At 68.0% G+C, this 18,424-nt stretch carries 18 protein-coding genes and 4 pseudogenes; 14 read left to right on the top strand and 8 right to left on the bottom strand.

Translation table 11 applies throughout. The features are described from left to right. Positions 1 to 32: 32 nt before the first annotated feature. Complete coding sequence (locus OG379_RS01610) at positions 33 to 1,208, top strand: glutathione-independent formaldehyde dehydrogenase (protein WP_405658472.1); 1,176 nt, start codon at positions 33 to 35, stop codon at positions 1,206 to 1,208. Between the two features lie 675 nt (positions 1,209 to 1,883). Here OG379_RS01610 and OG379_RS01605 read toward each other — a convergent pair. Continuing rightward, positions 1,884 to 2,143 (bottom strand): annotated as a pseudogene (locus OG379_RS01605) (hypothetical protein); the annotation flags it as partial. Continuing rightward, the gene (locus OG379_RS01600) at positions 2,127 to 2,807 is read right to left on the bottom strand and encodes an NAD(P)H oxidoreductase (protein WP_405658470.1); all 681 of its coding nucleotides are present in this window, start codon (positions 2,805 to 2,807) and stop codon (positions 2,127 to 2,129) included. The pseudogene OG379_RS01605 and the gene OG379_RS01600, both read right to left, overlap by 17 nt. A 111-nt stretch (positions 2,808 to 2,918) precedes the next feature. Here OG379_RS01600 and OG379_RS01595 point away from each other — a divergent pair, with 111 nt between their 5' ends. From OG379_RS01595 to OG379_RS01585, 3 genes and pseudogenes are all read left to right on the top strand, one after another. Beyond that, positions 2,919 to 3,848: an AraC family transcriptional regulator gene (locus OG379_RS01595; RefSeq protein ID WP_405658469.1), complete on the top strand. Its 930-nt coding sequence runs from the start codon at positions 2,919 to 2,921 to the stop codon at positions 3,846 to 3,848. 67 nt (positions 3,849 to 3,915) lie between these two features. Further along, positions 3,916 to 4,167, top strand: a pseudogene (locus OG379_RS01590) (DUF4158 domain-containing protein); the annotation flags it as partial. Further along, positions 4,167 to 4,479, top strand: a pseudogene (locus tag OG379_RS01585) (DAK2 domain-containing protein); the annotation flags it as partial. The pseudogenes OG379_RS01590 and OG379_RS01585, both read left to right, overlap by 1 nt. 42 nt (positions 4,480 to 4,521) lie before the next feature. Here the strand turns inward: OG379_RS01585 and OG379_RS01580 are convergent. Beyond that, entirely contained in the window at positions 4,522 to 5,202 is a 681-nt protein-coding gene (locus OG379_RS01580; protein ID WP_405658466.1) for an HAD family hydrolase, read from the bottom strand. 537 nt (positions 5,203 to 5,739) lie between these two features. On the opposite strand from OG379_RS01580, the gene OG379_RS01575 reads away from it, so the two are divergent. Next, the gene (locus tag OG379_RS01575) at positions 5,740 to 6,399 is read left to right on the top strand and encodes a ScbR family autoregulator-binding transcription factor (RefSeq protein WP_405658463.1); all 660 of its coding nucleotides are present in this window, start codon (positions 5,740 to 5,742) and stop codon (positions 6,397 to 6,399) included. A 272-nt stretch (positions 6,400 to 6,671) separates the two neighbouring features. Here the strand turns inward: OG379_RS01575 and OG379_RS01570 are convergent, their stop codons facing one another. Further along, positions 6,672 to 7,643 carry an SDR family NAD(P)-dependent oxidoreductase gene (locus OG379_RS01570; protein ID WP_405658461.1) on the bottom strand — a complete coding sequence of 324 codons (972 nt, stop codon included), beginning with the start codon at positions 7,641 to 7,643 and terminating at the stop codon, positions 6,672 to 6,674. A gap of 55 nt (positions 7,644 to 7,698) precedes the next feature. On the opposite strand from OG379_RS01570, the gene OG379_RS01565 reads away from it, so the two are divergent. After that, positions 7,699 to 8,121 carry a MerR family transcriptional regulator gene (locus OG379_RS01565; protein ID WP_405658458.1) on the top strand — a complete coding sequence of 141 codons (423 nt, stop codon included), beginning with the start codon at positions 7,699 to 7,701 and terminating at the stop codon, positions 8,119 to 8,121. A gap of 79 nt (positions 8,122 to 8,200) precedes the next feature. On the opposite strand, the gene OG379_RS01560 is transcribed toward OG379_RS01565, so the two are convergent. Beyond that, complete coding sequence (locus tag OG379_RS01560) at positions 8,201 to 8,884, bottom strand: hypothetical protein (RefSeq protein WP_405658455.1); 684 nt, start codon at positions 8,882 to 8,884, stop codon at positions 8,201 to 8,203. Positions 8,885 to 9,175: 291 nt separating this feature from the next. On the opposite strand from OG379_RS01560, the gene OG379_RS01555 reads away from it, so the two are divergent. The 5 genes from OG379_RS01555 to OG379_RS01535 all read left to right on the top strand — a co-directional run bounded on the left by OG379_RS01555 (position 9,176) and on the right by OG379_RS01535 (position 13,541). Beyond that, positions 9,176 to 9,667: a DUF4279 domain-containing protein gene (locus OG379_RS01555; protein WP_405658453.1), complete on the top strand. Its 492-nt coding sequence runs from the start codon at positions 9,176 to 9,178 to the stop codon at positions 9,665 to 9,667. A gap of 525 nt (positions 9,668 to 10,192) precedes the next feature. Beyond that, the gene (locus tag OG379_RS01550) at positions 10,193 to 10,468 is read left to right on the top strand and encodes a hypothetical protein (protein WP_405658450.1); all 276 of its coding nucleotides are present in this window, start codon (positions 10,193 to 10,195) and stop codon (positions 10,466 to 10,468) included. A 132-nt stretch (positions 10,469 to 10,600) separates the two neighbouring features. Then, positions 10,601 to 11,875: a hypothetical protein gene (locus OG379_RS01545; protein WP_405658448.1), complete on the top strand. Its 1,275-nt coding sequence runs from the start codon at positions 10,601 to 10,603 to the stop codon at positions 11,873 to 11,875. Between the two features lie 444 nt (positions 11,876 to 12,319). After that, a complete protein-coding gene (locus tag OG379_RS01540; protein ID WP_405658446.1) occupies positions 12,320 to 12,565 on the top strand; it encodes a hypothetical protein in 246 nt (81 codons plus the stop codon). Positions 12,566 to 12,776: 211 nt separating this feature from the next. After that, entirely contained in the window at positions 12,777 to 13,541 is a 765-nt protein-coding gene (locus OG379_RS01535) for an SAM-dependent methyltransferase (protein WP_405658443.1), read from the top strand. Between the two features lie 81 nt (positions 13,542 to 13,622). Here OG379_RS01535 and OG379_RS01530 read toward each other — a convergent pair whose 3' ends face one another. Then, positions 13,623 to 14,270, bottom strand: a complete 648-nt coding sequence (locus OG379_RS01530) for an FMN-binding negative transcriptional regulator (RefSeq protein WP_405658441.1) — start codon at positions 14,268 to 14,270, stop codon at positions 13,623 to 13,625. A 30-nt stretch (positions 14,271 to 14,300) separates the two neighbouring features. Next, positions 14,301 to 15,137, bottom strand: coding sequence for an EamA family transporter (locus OG379_RS01525; RefSeq protein WP_405658439.1), 837 nt, complete (start codon positions 15,135 to 15,137; stop codon positions 14,301 to 14,303). Between the two features lie 116 nt (positions 15,138 to 15,253). Between OG379_RS01525 and OG379_RS01520 the strand changes: the two genes are divergently transcribed. Beyond that, positions 15,254 to 15,829: a helix-turn-helix domain-containing protein gene (locus OG379_RS01520; protein WP_405658436.1), complete on the top strand. Its 576-nt coding sequence runs from the start codon at positions 15,254 to 15,256 to the stop codon at positions 15,827 to 15,829. Positions 15,830 to 16,015: 186 nt separating this feature from the next. After that, a pseudogene (locus OG379_RS01515) lies at positions 16,016 to 16,814 on the top strand (IS5 family transposase); the annotation flags it as partial. Positions 16,815 to 16,949: 135 nt separating this feature from the next. On the opposite strand, the gene OG379_RS01510 reads toward OG379_RS01515, so the two are convergent. Further along, on the bottom strand, positions 16,950 to 17,549 hold the full coding sequence (locus tag OG379_RS01510) for a TetR/AcrR family transcriptional regulator (RefSeq protein ID WP_405658433.1): 600 nt from the start codon (positions 17,547 to 17,549) through the stop codon (positions 16,950 to 16,952). A gap of 116 nt (positions 17,550 to 17,665) precedes the next feature. Here OG379_RS01510 and OG379_RS01505 point away from each other — a divergent pair, with 116 nt between their 5' ends. Then, positions 17,666 to 18,415: an SDR family NAD(P)-dependent oxidoreductase gene (locus tag OG379_RS01505; protein WP_405658430.1), complete on the top strand. Its 750-nt coding sequence runs from the start codon at positions 17,666 to 17,668 to the stop codon at positions 18,413 to 18,415. Positions 18,416 to 18,424: the final 9 nt, after the last annotated feature.

The following is an 18,424-nucleotide window of genomic DNA, read 5'->3' as shown; positions in this document are numbered from 1 at the left end:
GCGGCCGTGCCGCGGCGCCGAAAGAAGCGATCATGAAAGCAGCGGTATATGAGAGCCCGCGTACGGTCACGGTGAAGGACGTGCCGGACGCGAAGATCGAGCACCCCTGCGACATCATCGTCAAGATCACCGCCACCAACATCTGCGGTTCGGACCTGCACATGTACGAGGGCCGCACCTCGTTCGAGTCCGGCCGCACCCTGGGCCACGAGAACATGGGCCAGGTCGTGGAGGTCGGTTCGGCCGTAAGCAAGATCCAGGTCGGCGAGTATGTGGTCCTGCCCTTCAACATCGCCTGCGGCTTCTGTAAGCAGTGCGAGCGCGGTCTGACCAACTACTGCCTGACCATGCAGCCGGAACCGGCCCTCGCTGGAGCCGCCTACGGATTCGCCGAGATGGGCCCCTACCAGGGTGGCCAGGCGGAACTGCTGCGCGTGCCGTACGGCGACTTCAACGCGCTGCGGCTGGGTGAGGACGCCGCCGAGCGGCAGACCGACTACGTGATGCTCGCCGACATCTTCCCCACCGGCTACCACGCAACCGAGATGGCCCACGTCAAACCCGGCGACCAGACGATCGTGTTCGGGGCCGGTCCTGTCGGGTTGATGGCGGCTTACTCCGCCCTCCTCAAGGGCGCAGGCCGCGTCTGGGTGGCCGACCACCAGCCCGACCGGCTGCGCAAGGCCGAGGAGATCGGCGCCATCCCGATCAACACCGCCGAGCAGGAGCCGGCAGAGGTCGTCAAGGAAGCCACCCTTGGTCTGGGCGCCGACAACGGCTGTGAATGCGTCGGATACCAGGCACACGACCCCAAGGGAAAAGAGGACGCCAGTCTCACGCTCAACGGCCTGATCGACTCGGTCAGGTTCACGGGCGACCTCGGCGTGGTGGGTGTGTTCCTGCCCGAAGACCCCGGCGGTGCCAAGGCCCAGGGGAAGCTGGAGGCGCAGGGCAAGGTCCCGATCGACTTCGGCATGATGTGGTTCAAGGGCCAGCAGATGGGCACCGGACAGGCACCGGTGAAGAGGTACAACCGAGCACTGCGCGACCTGATCGCCGGCGACAAGGCGAAGCCGAGCTTCGTCGTCTCCCACGAACTGGGCCTGGACGAGGCCCCCACCGCCTACGAGCACTTCGACGCCCGCGATGAGGGATGGACCAAGGTGGTCCTGCATCCCGACGGACACGGCAACGGCCGCAAGCAGTAGGGCGCCCGAGGACGCCCGCGCAACAGAGTTGAGCGCTGCATCAACAAGCTCAAGTGGCGCGGTCTGGCCACCAGCTACGACAAGACCGCCACCATCTACCTCGCAGGGCTCCACCTCGCCGCCCGGGGATGCTGCACCGACGCCTACCCGAGGCACCCGCCACGGATCCGGCCCGTACACAGCGCTGCCAGCCTCGTGTTGGCGTGAAGCGGGCCGGGCAAACGCCACGGTTGGACGACGGACGCAACCCCGAGATCCGGTTCGAACTATCCGGCCGGAACGGGGTTCGCCGTAGTTGTCGTGGACGGCTTTGCCAGTACTGGGACGTCGGTCCGGGTTTGGGTGCGTCTGGCTGATGGATGGGGCGATGACCATTAGCGACGGCTGCAGCCCCCAGGGGGGGGCCTGGCCTCGGGAAGTTGCGGAGACCTCTCCAAGCGTCTGCGAGTGGCGGTGCTGAGTTGCTGTCAGTCGGCGCCAGCCAGATGAGCGCGCAGGCCGCCCCGTCGCACTGCTCCTGTCCCGCCCGTGACGGAGCGGCTCACCGACGCCGGCCGGGCCCGGAGTCTGAGGGACATCAGTCTCCGACCGTGCGCCAAGCGTTTGCCGGCGCCCGCGTAGTCACTCGTCGTCGGTCGCGTCTTTGTCGCGCACCGGCCGCAGCCTGCGGGACGCGGAGAGGGTGACGAGCGCGGAGCGGTAGGCCGTCCAGAACGAGGCGGGACGCGGACGACTCCCAGGAAGCAGATCGGCTCCCAGAGCGCGCTCGTCCTGCGGCAGCGCCGCGTACGGCGGCAACCCGGCGGCGCAGCGCTCGACCAGCAGGCGACGGAATCGCGCCAGGCGTACGCCGCTGCAAGCCGGGCCGCCAAGTCCGCACGTACTGCCGCCATGTCAGCCCACGGGATCCGGAGGCCGTCAGGCCGCGACGCGTCCGTCCGCGACGAACTCGTCCACGAACTTTCGCGCCCGACGGTCGAAATCGGTGTACTGCGCTACCCGCTCGGCGCCGGCGACCGCTTCGCCGACCAGCAGATTGCCCTCGGCGTCGATGCGCTGCGGTCGGTCCTCCGCGTCCAGGAGCAGGCCTACGGTGGAGCGGGAGAAGCCGCAGTAGTAGGCGACGCCGTCGCTCAGGTTGGTCTCGAGGACGGACTGCATCGACTCCGCGACGGGGTCGTCGGCGGTGGCGCCGGCCAGGGCCAGCCACAGCATGCGCTTGCCCGCCAGGCGGGGCTTGCTGCGGCCGTAGGCGAACCCGTAGTTCCATACGCGGTCGATCCATCCCTTGAGGAGGGCGGGCACGCTCTGCCAGTACACCGGGAAGACGGCGACGACGGCATCGGCGTCCAGGATCCGCCGCATGTGAGCGTGCGTCTCGTCCGAGTACGGCTTCTCCCGGTCGCCCCAGTCCGGCTGGTCCTCCACGTTCATCCGCGGGTCGAACCCCTCGGCGTGCAGGTCGAGCAGGTCGATGCGGTATCCGGCGGCCTCGAGCTGGGCAGCCGCGCGGCGGGCGGTGTGGGCGGTGAGGGAATCGCTGCGGTGGTGCGCGACGACCACGAGGGCTGTCCTGGTGTCACTGCTGTGCTGCGGCACGGTGTCTCCCGAGGGCTCGATCTGGTGCAGTGGGTCCAGTACAACCGCAGCACCGTGGATGATCCATGGGAGAAACCCTCCAGGGCATAGGAGATCGTCTACGATTAGGCTGTGGATCCTCTGAGTTCACTGCTGAGCGGCATCCGGGCCGAGGGCTCGGTCGTCAGCCATGCCGTCCTGACGGCGCCCTGGAGTATCACCTTCGCCGACGCCGCTCCGCTGACCATGGTCAGCGTGCTGCGCGGTGGCGGCACGCTGATGCTGTCCGACGGCACCGAGCGCGCGATCGGCGCGGGCGACACGGCCATCGTCCGGGGCCCCGCGCGGTTCCGCCTCGTGGACGAGGCTGGCACTGTCCACCGCCCCCACACCGCGTACGAGATCAACTGCTTCACCGCGGACGCCGCGTGCACCGGCCAGGCACTCGACGGCATCCGCTGGGGCACCGGCCCGGAGGGAGCGACCGCGCTGATCGTGGGCGCCTACCGCGCCTCGGGGCACCGCCACGAACGGCTCCTGCGCGCCCTGCCGCCCGTCCTGGTCGTGGCCGAGGACGCCGAGGTCTGCGCCTGGCTGGAGAACTCCGCCGCGGACGCCGCCCGGCTCTCAGCCGGTTCGCAGGCGCTGATGGACCGGCTCCTCGACTGGGCTCTGGTCTGCACGCTGCGCGCCTGGTTCGACCGGGCGGGTGCCGACGCGCCCGGCTGGTACCGCGGCCTCGCCGACCCGGTCCTCGCCCCCGCCCTGCACGCCTTCCACGGGCGGCCCGCCGAGAGCTGGACGGTCGCGTCGCTGGCCGCTCAAGCCGGCGTCTCCCGGGCACTGTTCGCCCGTCGCTTCACCGAGCTGATGGGCCGTCCGCCCCTCACCTACCTCACCGCGTGCCGCATGGACGACGCCGAGGCACTCCTGGCCGACACCGACCTCAGCATCGCCCAGATCGCCAAGACCGTCGGCTACGCCGACGCCTTCGGCTTCAGCGCCGCCTTCAAACGCCACAAGGGACTCAGTCCCAGCACGCTCCGCACCACGGTGGCGTGAGCCATGGCACGCGGCCGCAGAGACGGAAGATCGCTGGGCGGGCGCCGGGGCTAGCTACGGTCCAACCGTGCCGGTGGAGTTTCTGACTGATGAGGAGGCCGATGCGTACAGGAAATTCGCCGAGGAGCCGACCCGCCCCGAGGCTGAGCGGTTCCTCTTCCTCAACGACGTCGAACGCGATCTGCTCGCCAGGCGACGCTCCATGCACCACCAGCTCGGTTTCGCGCCCCAGATGTGCATGGTGCGCTACATCGACCGGTCACTCCCGGGAGACCCGCTCGAAGCGCCGTGGCCTGTGGTCGCCGAAGGCAACGCCCAGGGTTGGCCGGCATCCGCCGTGTGGGGGATGCCTCACCAGGTGACAGGACAGGGTCGAGGCGCTCGCTCCGGCTGCCGCCGCGTTGCTGGCGGCGAAGGGCATGCCTCCCGCGGAGGCTCTGGCCGCGGCGGCGGAGGGTGCCTGGCAGGGGTGCGGGACACGGCGTTCCTGGTGGCACGCATGGGCGGGGCGAGCAACCTGGGTCGAAGGGAGACGGGCATCCTGGACCCCGGGGCGGTCGGCGTCGCCCTGCTCCTCGCTTCCGCCGGCGGAAGCGTGGACACCCTGGCGCACCGTGTGACCACCGGCTGACCGCCTCCTCAGGCCAGGGCCAGGCGTCGCGGCTGAGCCGTTCTACGTGCGGATCCGGCGCTTGGCCCATGACACCAGTTCGTCCTCGGCGAGACTCCTGACCCAAAGATCGGCCTGCTCCGCCTCCAGACCCGGCGGGCACGGTCCGATCCCGATGACGCGGAGACCTGCCCGCCGCGCGGACTGCATGCCGGTGAGCGAATCCTCCACGGCGAGGGTCTGCTCGGGCGGTACGCCGCAGAGACGTGCGGCCTCCCTGTAGACATCGGGCTCCGGCTTCGGCCGTAGCACCTCGCCGGCGACCACGACGTGGTCGAAGCAACGGAGGAGCCCCGCCCGCCCGAGGCATGACTCCACCATTGTCCGGGGACAGTTGCTCGCCACGGCGAGAGGGACACGGCCGACGGCCAGCCGGACCAGTGCGGCGGCTCCGGGCATGGTGACCGGGTCCTGGTCGACCAGCGCGGTGAAGGTGCTGAGGAGCGTGTCCGCGAAGTCATCCACGAGGTCCGGCTTTCCGGCCTCTTCGGCCATGAGCGCCCCGCACTCAGTGAAGTGCACGCCCTTGGCCCGGTCGGCGAAGCCGGCGGGCGGTTTGACGCCGAACGCCCGGAACGTGACATTCCGGGCCTCCTGCCAGTGTCGCTCTGTGTCCATCAGTGTCCCGTCGCAGTCGAAGACGATGGCGGACGGGGACCAGGAAAGGATGGGATGAACTGTCATGTGACTGCCGTTCTCAGAGGCTGCGCCGACCGGCGGCACGGGCGCAGGCGGGTGCCTGGATGGGTCATCCATTCGGAGAAATGAAGCGGAAGAGTGTGTGCCGCACCACTCATGCGCCACGTGGCGTTTCCGTGCGTCAGGGAGACGCGACCGCCCCTTTTGACCGAATCCTAAACATCGTAGGCATTACGTTAATTTGGTCCCTCTGGACTCCGCAATCACCATTTCGAGTGACGGAAATATCCTCGAGGAAGATGGCCGCCTCCTCCGTGCACGGTGCGGACTACTCCACGGAAAGCAGGCAACTGGCCTGATGAGCAACGGCTTTCAGGGTCGGCGCCGTCCCGATCGGGGCGAAGTTCAGGCTCCTCGAGAAACGATTCTGCAGAGCAGGCGGCGAATTCACGGAAGTCAGCCCCAAGTGCGCACGGTCGAAGAATAATAGGATCTTCCGCGCGCTGTGGTCGGGCCCTCCGGACGGAGATGCCAGCTTCCCCATCGCAACTGTTGGAACATTTGAGCGAAAGTGGAACTGAAGTGCAGGACAGGGCCCGCGCCACCCGTAAAGAGCTGCTCGAATCAGCAGCACATCTATTTATCGAACGAGGATATGCGGGAACGAGTGTCAATGACATAAGTGATCACTCCGGAAAAACGAGTGGAGCGATCTATTTCCATTACTCCAGCAAGGAGAAGCTGGCGCTTGCGGTGATCCATGAGCAGTTCGCCACCTGGCCACAACTCGCGGCCCCCTACTCCGCGCCCGACATCCCTCCGCTGGAAAAGTTGGTCGTACTCAGCTTCGGTGTCGCACGGTCCCTCAGTGAGGACGTCGTGGCGCGCGCGGGCGCACGCCTGTGGGCGGAACGCCGCGCCATGAAGTCCCCCGTACCCACGCCGTTCGGCGGCTGGGCCCTGGCCGTCACCCGGCTTCTCGCCCAGGCCCGCACACGAGGCGAGTTGGCGGACGGGGTCGCACCGTCGACCGCGGCCGTGACGCTCGTGTACTCCTTCTTCGGCCTCTGCACGGTAAGCGAGGAGATGCCGGGGGGTCGGAACTGGGCGGAGCGGCTGGACCAGTGGTGGCTGCTCATGCTCAAGTCCCTGCAGGCGGAGCCGGAGCCGGCCGTTCTGCTCGCGCGTGCCCGGGGGCGTATTCCTACCCCGCCGGAGGGCCTGGCTCCGCGTCACGGCTGACGAGGTTCGCGCACTCGTCGGCCGTGACGCTGGCGTCCTCCGACACCGGCGCGGAGTGCTGGCACCCATGAGGGTGCGGAAGCAGCCGCAGCAGGCGGCCGGAGGTGGAGCTCTTCGTCCTGACGATGCCGCCCATGTCTTCCCGTTGCAGGGGAGGGGCGCAGTGGTGCGGCTGCGGCCGGGCGCCGGTGTGGCGCTCAGTCGGTCTGACGCAGGAAGGTCCCTCCGTCGGTGAGCCAGGTCTCGATCGCCAGCGTATTCAGGGCGCGGGTTCACCGGGGGATCGGGGTGACGCCGGTCGCGGCGACGGAGAGGTCCCAGAGGCGTGCGGCCTCGTCGGGGTCGATGGCGTACGTGCGGACGCCGCCGTCGTCCATGGGCTGGTCGGGGGTGGAGACGCGGGCGATGTCGCAGTCCTCGAGGTAAAGTCCGCCGCGGCCGTCGAGCAGCGGGGACGTGGCGGCCCACAGGCCGGTGGCGGCTCCCTGGGACGCGGTCTTGAAGTCGACGCCGATTACGTTGCCGTGTTCGTCCACCCAGCCGCGGTCGATCTGTTCCTGGACGGCCATTTCGCGCTGGAGACCGGTGATGATCTTGCCTGGGTGGAGGGCGAACGCGCGGACGCCATCGTTGTGACCGAGGGCGTCGAGGTGCACGGCGAACAGGGCGTTGGCGGTCTTGGACTGGCCGTAGGCAAGCCACTTGTCGTAGCCGGCGCGGAAGTGCGGGTCGTGCCAGCGGATCCCGGTCAGGGTGTGCCCAGCGGAGCTGTTGACGATGACGCGCGCGCCGCCTGCGGCGTCCAGGAGCGGGTAGAGCTCACAGGCGAGGGTGAAGTGCCCGAAGTGATTGGCGGTGAACTGGCCTTCCCAGCCGGGCCCGACGCGCCGCTCCGGGATGGCCATGACTCCGGCGATGGCCATCAGGAGGTCGAGCCGGTCGGCGGAGTCGCAGATGTGCGCGGCGGCTGAGCGGACGCTGGCGAGGTCGGCCAGGTCCATGGGGATGACCTCGCAGCCCTTCACTCCCTGGAGAGCGGCACGAGCGACGTGGGGGCGGCGGGCTGGAACGATGACCCGGGCCCCGGCGGCCGTCAGAGCCCGGACCGTCTCCAGGCCGAGCCCGGAGTAGCCCCCGGTCACCACAGCGGTCATGCCGGAAAGGTCGCAGCCGGCCACGATGTCCTCGGCGGGGGTGGCAGCGGAGAAGGGCGAGCCGAGCGGCTGCTGATCAGTAATGGTCATGCCGCCGACGCTACGATCTAGAGCGAGGTCTAGATCAAGTCCAGGAGTGAGCGGTATGACAATCACCGAGGCTGCCCTGCAGTTGTTGAGCATCGGCGAGGTGGCCGCGCGGACCAGGCTGAGCGTGCACGCCCTGCGCTTCTACGAGCGCGAGGGTCTGCTCGTCGGACCGGTCCGGCGCACGTCGGGCGGCAGGCGGCGCTACACGTCGTTGGATGTCGACTGGCTACTGATCTGCGTCAGGCTCCGCGAGTCCGGTATGCCGCTCGCCGACCTCAAGCACTTCGCCGAACTGGTACGGCATGGTCCAGGCAACGAGGCAGAACGCCTGCGACTACTCGACGCCCATCGACAGCGCGTCGACGCACAGATCCAGGCGCTGGAGGAGTGCCGGTCCGTCATCGCCTGGAAGGTCGGTGTCTACGCCGAGCATCTCGCCCGCGACGAAGCCGGCGGACTCTGGGACCCCACAGCCTGAGGCAGGCGTGGACAGCCGCGCCGTGTGCGCTGTGCCGGATCGGCCCCGCGGCTTCAAGGGGGCGCCGGACCGGTCCCACTTAACCGCAGCAGTCCGCCTTCGGGCATGCGATGGCCAGGCTCCACGCGCCGGAGGAGCGCACCTGGTAGTAGCCGCGGCCCGGCCAATGGAACATGTGCTCCCCGGCACGGCTCTCTGTCACCAGGCCCTTGTAGACGAGGTTGCCGTCCAGCACCTCCAACTGGATCCGGTTCGGACCCGCATAGTGCAGGAAGCCTGGGCCCGGTCCGCCTCGGTAGTGGACGAGGTCTGAGCCGGTCCCGCTGATCTCCTCATGGAAGCGTGGGACTTCACGCAGGGGCGACGCAGTCGCCGTCCACGCAGTCGCCGTCCACGCGTTCCGGCCGTCGGCAATGAACACTCGGAACGTGGTCGCCTCGTTTCCCACCGGCAGCGGAATCCGCGCGGTGATGGGGCTCCCGTCGCCCGACAGCCGGTAGAGACGCGAGGAGCGCCCCTTCAAGCCTACGAAGCGCAGATGCACGTGTCCCTGTCCCTTGGTCGAGAAGACCATGACGGCCGGACGGTACGACGGCATTGCCAGTCGATGCGTCTGATCGTCCCGGCCACCCTCCCCGCTGACATGCGGCCCGCGGGTACCCGCCACTTCGGCTCGCACCTCATCGGTGGGACTGGGAAGGCCGGTGCTGAAGGGAGCGGCGTCAGGCTCGCCGAAAGCGGTGATGCTGGCCTTGATCTGCATGCGCGCTGACTCATCGCGCCCGCGCCATGGCCAGAACCGGCGCAGCCCCTCGCCTACCCCTCTACGCATGGTGGCCATTCTGCAGCAGACAGGGCCCGAGGACAGCAGCTCAGCATCAAGTGCCCAACTACCGCGCTCAGTGGCTTCCCAATGGAGAAGTCAAACAGCTCGGGCGTCCGCTACGGGTCGGGGAGTCGTTTCGCAGATGTCTTGACCGTGGCCCCACTGGGCTTCGGGACTCACTCACAGACAGGCGAGTGGGGATGAAGGGTGACCGCTTATTCTCCGGGGATGCCTCTTCACCAGTACGTCTACTTCGCTCTGTCCAGCCGAAGCATTACCGCTCAGGAGATAACCGATGCCCTGGGTATCGAGCCTGATGAGACGAAAGTGGTCAACCCGCGCAGTCTCCCTGTTGACCCGGCGAATCCGTTCTGTCAGATCTGGAAGGTCGTGTGCAGGGAACCGGGCCTGTGCGTGGATGAACAGATCGCGCACGTCCTGAGCCGTCTCCGGCCACAGACCGACCGCATAGCCGAGCTCATGAAGCAGTACAACAGTGCAGACGACGAAGACGAGCCTTACCTCGAAGCCCGGCTGGAGGTGGTGCGCTACTTCAACGACGCCGAGCAGCAGGACGAGGCTGGGCAACCGCGGGACAGAGACAAGCACAACCTCTTCGGCTGGGCGCTCGACCACGAAGCAATCGCCTTTCTTGCCGCTACTGGCACGCTTCTGGACGTCGACGAGTACGACATGACCCCTTCCCCGCCGTCGGTCTGAGCACCCACGAGATGCCCGCCTTGCCTTGAAGACACCACCATGGCTTCGGGCCAGGTCAGTGCAGCGTGGCCGGTGGCGGTGCAACTTCATAGAGCCGCCGGTCACGGATGAGGGCCCGGAGGTGATCTCGGCGAGGTCGTGGGCGCGGAAGCGGTCCTCGACGAGCCGGTCGATCTCCGCGACCTTGTCGTTCAACACCCGCACGTCGGCGGCGAGGGTCCGTACCAGCTGGGCGATGACCGCTTCGCCTGGTACTGAGGTGTGCTGCCGTTCGGCGGCGTCGAGCGCCGTCGCCGCGAGCTCCTCCGGACTGCGGACACCCCGAGCGCGGAGCCAGCGGGTCAGTAAGGCAGCTGTCCTGGGGGCATTACTCACTGCTGCGGAGGGTTCAGGCCAGAACCCGGCCGATTTCACGACAGAGTCCAGCTACGGCTCCGGCGGAAGCCACTCGGCATACCGGAACCCCTGGCCGGCCTCGTCATGGAGCTCGTTCGCACGCGCCAAGGGCACGCCGTGGTGGGCCACATGGACAGCACGCCCTGGCTGTTCCCCGGTGCACTCCGCGGACGCCCTATGGACGGCGTCTCCATCACCGCCCGGTTGAACCGCATCGGGATCAGGGCTCGACCCGGACGCAACACCGCGCTCATGGAGCTGGCCGGCGAACTCCCGGCCGTCGTCCTCAGCGGCCTTCTCGGCATCCACGTCAGCACCGCCACACTCTGGGCGCAGGAAACGGGCAACACTCGCCCGGGATACACGGCAGAGGTGGCACGGAGGGAACTCCGCAAGAACTGCTAGGCCGGGTTACCAGTAGAGCGCGGGAAAGTGATGTCACACTCATCATGACAGGTCAGAGGGCGTTTTCGTAGGACGAACGGCACAGGTCGCCAGCCTTGTTCGGCCCTCGGCGGGGCACCCAGAATCGTCGTCATGAACCACTCGGGGAAAGTTGATCAGGACGACATCATGCGGGCGCGGAATGTCCTGCTCGCCTCAGGACGCCGCACCCCGCACGAGGAAGTAGACGCCTACCGGGTTCTCGTCCAGGTCAGCCCCGCCTCGTACCTGCCGCTCTTGGCCAGGGCGCTGCAGCGTCTGAGTTACGACACCAGCCGCGGCAGGCCGCATCCGGACAGTCTCGCGCTGTGCGAGGAGGCGGTGGCCGTGGCACGGTCCATGGATACGGCCGAAACTGCCCGTGCGGAGGTTCTGTACGAGGCCCTCGACTCGTGCCAGAGAGAGCTGTACGCCGTGGGTCGACGCGCCGAAGGGCTCGCCATGCGCGCCGAGATGCTCGCCATTGGCCGCGCACAGGCCGCCGGAGCCCCCGTGGCCGGACTGAGCAAGTGGGCTGCTGGCCTCTCCGAGGAAGGCCGGTATGCCGAGGCTGCCGATGCCATGACCGAGTTGGTCGCAGCGATCCTGCCCCATGGGCCCGCCAGCGGGGGCCTCGCGTGGTCGCTCCTGGAGTGGATCGCCGCTCTCCATGACGCCGGCCGGTCCAGCGAAGCACTCGGCGCGTTTGTGGCCCTCGTCAGCATGGAAGCGGCCGAAGCAGCGAAAGACGGGGGCCCGATAGCCTGTCATCTCTACTCGCTGATCGGGTATGCACAGATGCTCGACGCCTATGGCCGAGGCGAGCAGGCGGCCCTCGTACGGCAAGAGGCACTCGCCTTGCTGACGGAGTGGGCCGATTCCGATGAGCGGAAATCCTGGAGTAGCTATGAGGCGTCGTTCTGGGCGGTGCTGATGTCCTTCTCCGGCGCCGAAGGCGAGCGGCCTGCGTCCGATGGACCGCGTCCCCCTTCGGGGGCGGCGCCCATAGACTGGTCGCCCGATGCCAAGCGGCGCTACTTCGACAGCCGTCATGTCCTCCGTGACGAGGTGGACACCCTTGCTGTGCGAGCCACCGAGGATCCGGACCAGTATCTGGCCGAACTGGTCCGGCTGCATCGGGTCCTCACCGTCCGCTCCGCCGTCTACTGGGAATACCGCACCCATCTGTTCGCGGAGCGAGTACGTTCCCTGTTCGACGAGGGAGTGGACCTTGCCCGCCAACTGCCTCAGCACGACCCGGCAGACGGAACGCGAACGCTGGCCAGGACGCTGATCGACCGATCGACCTTCTACGTCGCCGCCTGCGAGTTCAGGCCCGCGCTTGATGACTTCCGCGAAGCGCTGGGTTACCTGGGGGAGGTCAACTAACCCGAGCCGGCCACGTCTGCCCCAGGACTCGTACACACGAGCAGCTCGCGCCGGGCTGCGGCAGATCGGCCAATCCGCAAGTTCCGACAGCCCGGGTTACCAGTAGCGGGGAGGTGCGGAGAGTTCATCGGATCGTCCTTCCGGTGGGAGCGGGCAGCCCCAGCGGGCCGGCTGGAGCTGCCCTCGATTACGGCGTCCGAGGCACGTCGCGGGGGCCGGCATCGGTGGCTTCGCGGGTCCGGCGTACGTAACCGATGGCGCTGGCAACGTGGCTGTTGCCCATCAGGCTGCCGCCGTCGTCGATCCGGTCCCACGGCTCATCGGTGAGATCGGGCAGCAAGGGCGCAGATGGCGGGGGACGAAGGCGATGGTGCGCCCGCCGCCCACAGAGCGAGCCCCTGCGTTTACTGATCGGCTCTTGTCCGCGACTGATGGACAAGATCCGTGTCCGTCGACTGGAACCGGGTCGGCCTCGCCGAAGGCCCGTCAAGGGGCGCCGACAAGGCATACAACAACTGCGGAATCCGCACCTATCTGCGCGAGCACGGTATCCGACACGCGATCCTGGAGAAGCCTGACCAGTCAGCCTGCCGTCTGCGCAGAGGACCCCGCGGCGGACGGCCTCCCTGGCTCGACAAGGACCGCTACAAGAAGCGCAACACCGTCGAGCGGACGATCGCAACAAGCTGAAGCAGTTCCGAGCCGTGGCAACCCGCTACGACAAGCACGGATACGTTTCCCTCGGCACCGTCACTGCCGCAGCCCTCCTGATCTGGCGTCGCTCGTGATCAGAGGCATCTCCGACTGCCGCCCCATACCGTCCCCTGTGTACCAGGAGCTGGGCGTGGTGAGTCGAAAACGGTTTGCTACCGGGGCACATGACCGGCTTGGGTCCTTGCTCGTGACTGCTTTGAACGATCTCGTCCGCCCGGACCGCTATCCGCGCTCATCTCGCTATGACCCAGCCTGGTTGCTCGACCTCGACATGGGGCCGAACCCACTGTGGATGCCGGAAGACCTCACCCACGATCTCGACCTGCGCCCTGGTATGCGGGTTCTCGACCTCGGCTCCGGCAAGGGCGCCACGTCGGTGTTCCTGGCCCGCGAGTATGGAGTCGAGGTAGTCGCCGCCGACCTGTGGATTGCCCCCGAACAGGCGGCAGCCGTCTTCGCCCGGGCGGGTGTCGGCGACCAGGTGAAGGCCGTGCAAGCAGAGGCGCATACCTTGCCGTTCGAGGAGCCGAGCTTCGACGCGATCGTAAGCGTGGACGCCTTCGAGTACTTCGGTACGGCGGACAGTTACCTGCCCTACCTGCTGCGGTTCCTCCGACCTGGCGGACAGCTCGGCATGGCGACCCCGGCCATGACACGGGAGGTCCGCGAGCTCGGGATGATCCCGCCCCACATCAAGGAAGTGGTCGGCTGGGAAGCGATCGCCTGGCACACGGCGGAGTGGTGGCGCTTCCAGTGGGAAATCACCGAGTTGGTGAAGGTCACGTCCGCGCGACTGCTGCAAGATGCTTGGCAGGACTGGCTGCTCTGGGCCCGGGCAGGCGCTGAACACCGCCCCGACGGCCAGAGCGCGAACCAACCCGTCATCGACATGCTCACCACAGACCACGGAGAATTCCTCTCCTTCGCTCTGGTAACCGCACATAAGAACTGAGCAGACGCCACGCCAGCAGACGTTCTGTCTCTCCGATCGTGATCGGAGAGACAGAGCGCGTACGGGGGCGGGAGGGCGTGGTCAGGCTTTCCAGGTCCCGATGCGGTCCAGGCGGCGCAGTTGCTGGGTTGCGGTGGGTGCGTCCAGACCGGTGCCGCGATCGGTGAGGTGGCGGGCGATATCGGCGCGCTGCTCGGCGGGTTTGTGGTCGTCGTACTTGAACTTTGCCTGTACGCCGGTGACGTTCAGGCGCAGGCCGCGGATGCCAGGGAGCATCCGCCCGTAAGGGGCCTGGTCGGGCTCGATGGGGGCGTGGTCGCCTTCGGGCTGGAAGTGGGCCATCTGACGGCGGAGCAGGTCGGCCTTGGCGGCGGGCTCGTCGATGATCGTGGCCTGGCAGGTGAACTGGATGGTCGCGTAGTAGCTGGTGGGGACGCCGTCGGGGGGCGGGGTTTCCGGCCCCGCGCGCCAGGGGCCGGGGATGAAGGCGTAGTCGCCGGTGACGGTGAAGGTGACGTTCGGGTCGGCGTCGATCGCCTTCCAGACGGGGTTGGGGCGGGCGAGGTGGGTCAGCAGCGTGCTGCCGACGACGGTGAAGTGGGTGGGTACGACGGCGGGCGCCTGGCCAGGGAGGCCGTTGACGCTGAGGATGCCGAAGTCGTGGCCGTCGGCGATCCAGGCCTGCCATTCGGCGTCGTCGAGGGCGGCGTCCCAGGGCTGGATGAACATGGCAGGGGTCCTTCCCGGTGGGGTACGGGGTCAGGTCAGGGCGAGGAGGCTGACGGCCACCGCGGCGGTACCCAGGCCGATCAGCTGCCCGCGGTGGATCCGCTCGGCAAGGACACTGCGGGCGAGCAGGACGGTGCCGGCCGGGTAGAGGGCGGTGATCACGGCGACCACGGCCAGGTCGCCGCTGCGGGCGGCGAGCAGGAACAGCAGGTTTGCCACCGAGTCCAGCACACCGGCCGCCGCCGACATGGCGTACGCGGGCTTCTCCGATCCCAGACGCCGGCACATCAGCCCGGCCGCGGCCAGGGTGACCGCTGAGGACACGGCACGTCCGATGATCAGCGGGCCGACGCCGCTGTCGGCCGGCGCCTGGTGCAGGAAGATCAGCTGCAGAGCGATGGCGGCGCCCGCGCCGAAGGCCAGCAGCAGCGCGGTACGCGACGGACGGATGCTGCCGGAGCCGTGTCCTGCGCTGACCAGTACCACGGCCGCCAGCGCCAGCGGCAGGCCGACCAGCCCGGCCAGGCCCAGGCGCTCGCCCTGCAGCAGCCCGACCCCGACCGGCAGCATCGCCGAAATCAGCGCGGTGACCGGAGACAGGACGTTCATCGGGCCGATCGCCAGCGTGCGGTACAGCAGGGCGAAGGCGGCGGCCGACGCGACACCGGACGCAGCGCCCCAGGCGAGAGTCGCCGGGGCGAAGGAGGCGCCGAGGAACGGCCACAGGAGCAGTTCGACAGTGAGCGAAGCCGGTGCGGCGATCATCACGGTGCGCAGAACGTGGGCCTTGCGGGCGCCGAGACCGCCAAGGAAGTCGGCACATCCGTAGGTCAGGGAGCTGCACAGGGCCAGCAGCAGAGCAATCACGGGTACATCCCTTACTATCAATGGAACGACTACACCGTACAACGCACCGACCGACACGTGTCAACCAAACGACCGGCTGGTGCATTGCACTGATCCATCCCTGGAGGGGCGACGAGATGACCGAGACCGAGGCGGCCCTGCGGACGCTCGCGCACAACGTCCGCGCAGCCCGTACCCGCGCCGGGCTGTCGCTGGATGAACTCTGCCGCCGCGCCAAGGTCAGCAAGGGGGCGTTGGCCGGACTGGAGAAGGCGCAGGGCAATCCGAACTTCGCCACCCTGGTCCGTCTGGCCGACACCCTCGGCATCTCGGTATCCGCGCTCATGGAAGGGCCAACCGAAGGACGTGTCCGGGTCGTCACCGCGGATGCCGTCATGCCTTTGTGGAAGGGTGAACGCGGCAGCGAGGCCCGGCTCATGCTGACCACCTCGGGGTCAGCCCCGGTCGAAGTCTGGCGCTGGACGCTGGAGCCCGGCGAGGAATACCCGAGCCACCCCCACCAGGCCGGCGTTGTGGAGACCGTCAGCGTCACCGCCGGACAGATGGTGCTCGTCGTCGACGGCGCCGAGCATCCTGTCGAGGCCGGCCAGACCGCCGCCTTCGACGGCGACGCCGCCCACACCTACCGCGGCGCCGGCGCCGAGAGGTGCCACCTGATCATGACCGTCCACCTACCGCCCGGCCCCGCCTGAGATCTGCGGCCTTCCCGTAGTGACCCGATCGGCAACGGATCGCCGCTTCAAGCGTGCAGGGCGCAGGTCGACTGCCGAGTGCTCATCTCTCCAGGGTGCGGCTCCACGCCGGTCACAGCATGCCGGGCGGCCTCGGTCCAGCTGTGACCCTGAGCAGTTGGGTGATGTGTCGGCGGGATCTGTTGGGTGTCTGCTGATCTTGTGCCTGATGACCTGTGGGAACGTGTTGCTCCGCTGCGGCCGGTTCGTGCGCCGTGTCGGCACCGCTACCCGGGGCGGTTGCCGGCCGATGACCGTGCTGCTCTGCGGGGCGTCGTTTATGTGCTTCGCAAGAGTGTGAGCTGGCGGGAGGTACCCATGGAGCTCGTCGAGTGCAGTGGGGTGACGGCCTGGTGTCGTCTGCGGGACCGGACCGAGGCCGGAGTGTGGCCCCGCCTGCAGGAAGTCCTGCTGACAGAACTTCGTAGAGACGGACTGCTGGAGATGGACGACGCGGCGACCGATGCCTCGCACGTCAGGGCCCTCAAAGGGTGGCTCACACCGGACCTTCGCCGGTCGACCGAGCGCGCCCGGGCAGCAAGCACCACCTCATCGTCGGCAAGAACGGAACTCCGCCCGCCGTCTCTCTGACCAGCGGAAACCGCCACGACGTCACTCAGCTCATACCCCTGCTGGACGCGATGCCCCGCACTCGCGGCCTGCGCGGACGGCCACGGCACCCCACCCCGACGGCTGTTCGCCGACCGCGGCTACGACTTCGACAAGTTCCGCCGTCTCATCCGAACTCGCGGCATCACACCCAAGATCGCCCGCCGTGGTGCCCCCGCACGGTTCCGGCTTGGGCATGACTCGATGGGTCGTCGAGCGGACCTTTGCCTGGCTCCACCAGTTCACACGGCTCCGCATCCGCTACGAGATACGCGCCGACCTCCGCCTGGAACCCCTCCAACTCGCCTGCAGCATCATCTGTTTGAGACGACTCAAACCTCACTCTGAAACGATCAGTAAGGCTAGGTCGTGCTGCTCGACTTCCAGGAGATCGGCAACCCCAAGGAGCTCGACGCAAAGACACTCGAAGCTCCGCGTGCCTGGAGGGGCCGGTGCTCATGAAGAAACCCGGTCATGCCCGCAACCCGTCCACCGCCGTGTCAATCGCAGTCAGGGCCGCGCTCCGGTCGAGCCCCGCTCTCGATACGAGTGACAGGCCCTGGACGATGTAGAGCAGAAGCTGCGCCTGGGCCTCGGGGGAGGAGGCGTCCGTGACCTCTCCGGCGGCCTGTGCGCGGCGGAGGGCGTCGGCGACGATGTCGGTGAAGCGGCGGTATGAGCGGGTGACGATCTTTGTGGCTTCGCTGTCGTGGGGGACGAGTTCAGCGGTGGTGTTGCCGACCAGGCAGCCCTGCGGCACGCCCATGTCGGAGATCAATTCGTCCAGCCGCGCCGGATGGGTCAGGATCTCGCGCAGTGCCGGCAGGAGCGGGGTGGTGTCGAGCGTGGTGATCAGGTGCCGCTCGTACACCTCCCAGTAGAGCTTGACGGCGTCCAGGTAGAAGCGGCGCTTGTCGCCGAATGCGCCGTAGAGGCTGCCGCGCTCGAGGGTCAGGGCGTCAACCAGGTCCTGGATCGACGTAGCCCCGTATCCCCGGGACCAGAACAGTTCTAGTGCGCGCTCCAGCGTCCGTTCCTTGTCGAACTCGCGAGGGCGTCCGGTTCGTGTCACGTGCCAAGCCTACGACTTCTTGACTGGACGTTCAAGAAGTCGTAGCTTCCGTGGTGTTACTTCTTGAACGGATGCACAGAAGTCGGTCACTCGCTGGCCGGCGCGAAGGGCGAAGCATGGAATTTGCAGGCAAGAAGGCGCTCGTCACCGGGTCCGGCGCGATCGGCGGCCTCGGGCACGCCACGGCCAGGGTGCTGGCCGCGGGCGGAGCCGACCTGATTCTGACCGGCACCGATCCGGCGCGCGGCGCCCAGGTCGTGGAAGACCTCCGGGCGGCCGGTGGCAGGTCCGCCTCGACGGTGCGTTTCGTCGTGGCCGATGTGTCCGACCCGGCGGGCGTGCAGCAGCTGGCCGAGGATGCCGGAGCGGTCGACATCTTGGTCAACAACGCGAGCGTGATGACGTTCTCCCCGACCACCGGGCAGGACCTCGCGGGTTACGACGCCGCCTTCGCAGTCAATGTGCGTGCCCCGTTCCTGCTCACCGCCCTGCTTGCGGAGAAGATGGCTGCGGGCGGCGGCGGCAGCATCGTCAACGTCAGCTCCACCGCGGCCGGCCTCGGCATGCCGGGCATGGCCGTCTACGGCGCCACCAAGGCGGCGCTCGAATCGCTGACCCGCACCTGGGCGGCGGAGTTCGCCGAGTCGAACGTGCGGGTCAACGCAGTCTCGCCGGGTCCGATGCGCACCTCGAAGGTGGTCGCGGCGATGGGCCCGGACATGGGTGGCATGGGCCTGGCCACCGCGCTCAAGCGCACCTCCGACCCGGCCGAGGTGGCCCACGTGATCGCCTTTCTCGCCAGTGACCGGGCCAGTTATATGACCGGGGCGATCGTCGCCGCCGACGGTGGCCGCACCGCAATCTGAGGAGATACA

Source organism: Streptomyces sp. NBC_01166, from assembly GCF_045039765.1.
GTDB lineage: Bacteria > Actinomycetota > Actinomycetes > Streptomycetales > Streptomycetaceae > Streptomyces.
The sequence above is the reverse complement of the archived record's forward strand: the minus strand, read 5'-3'. Positions and strand labels throughout refer to the sequence as shown.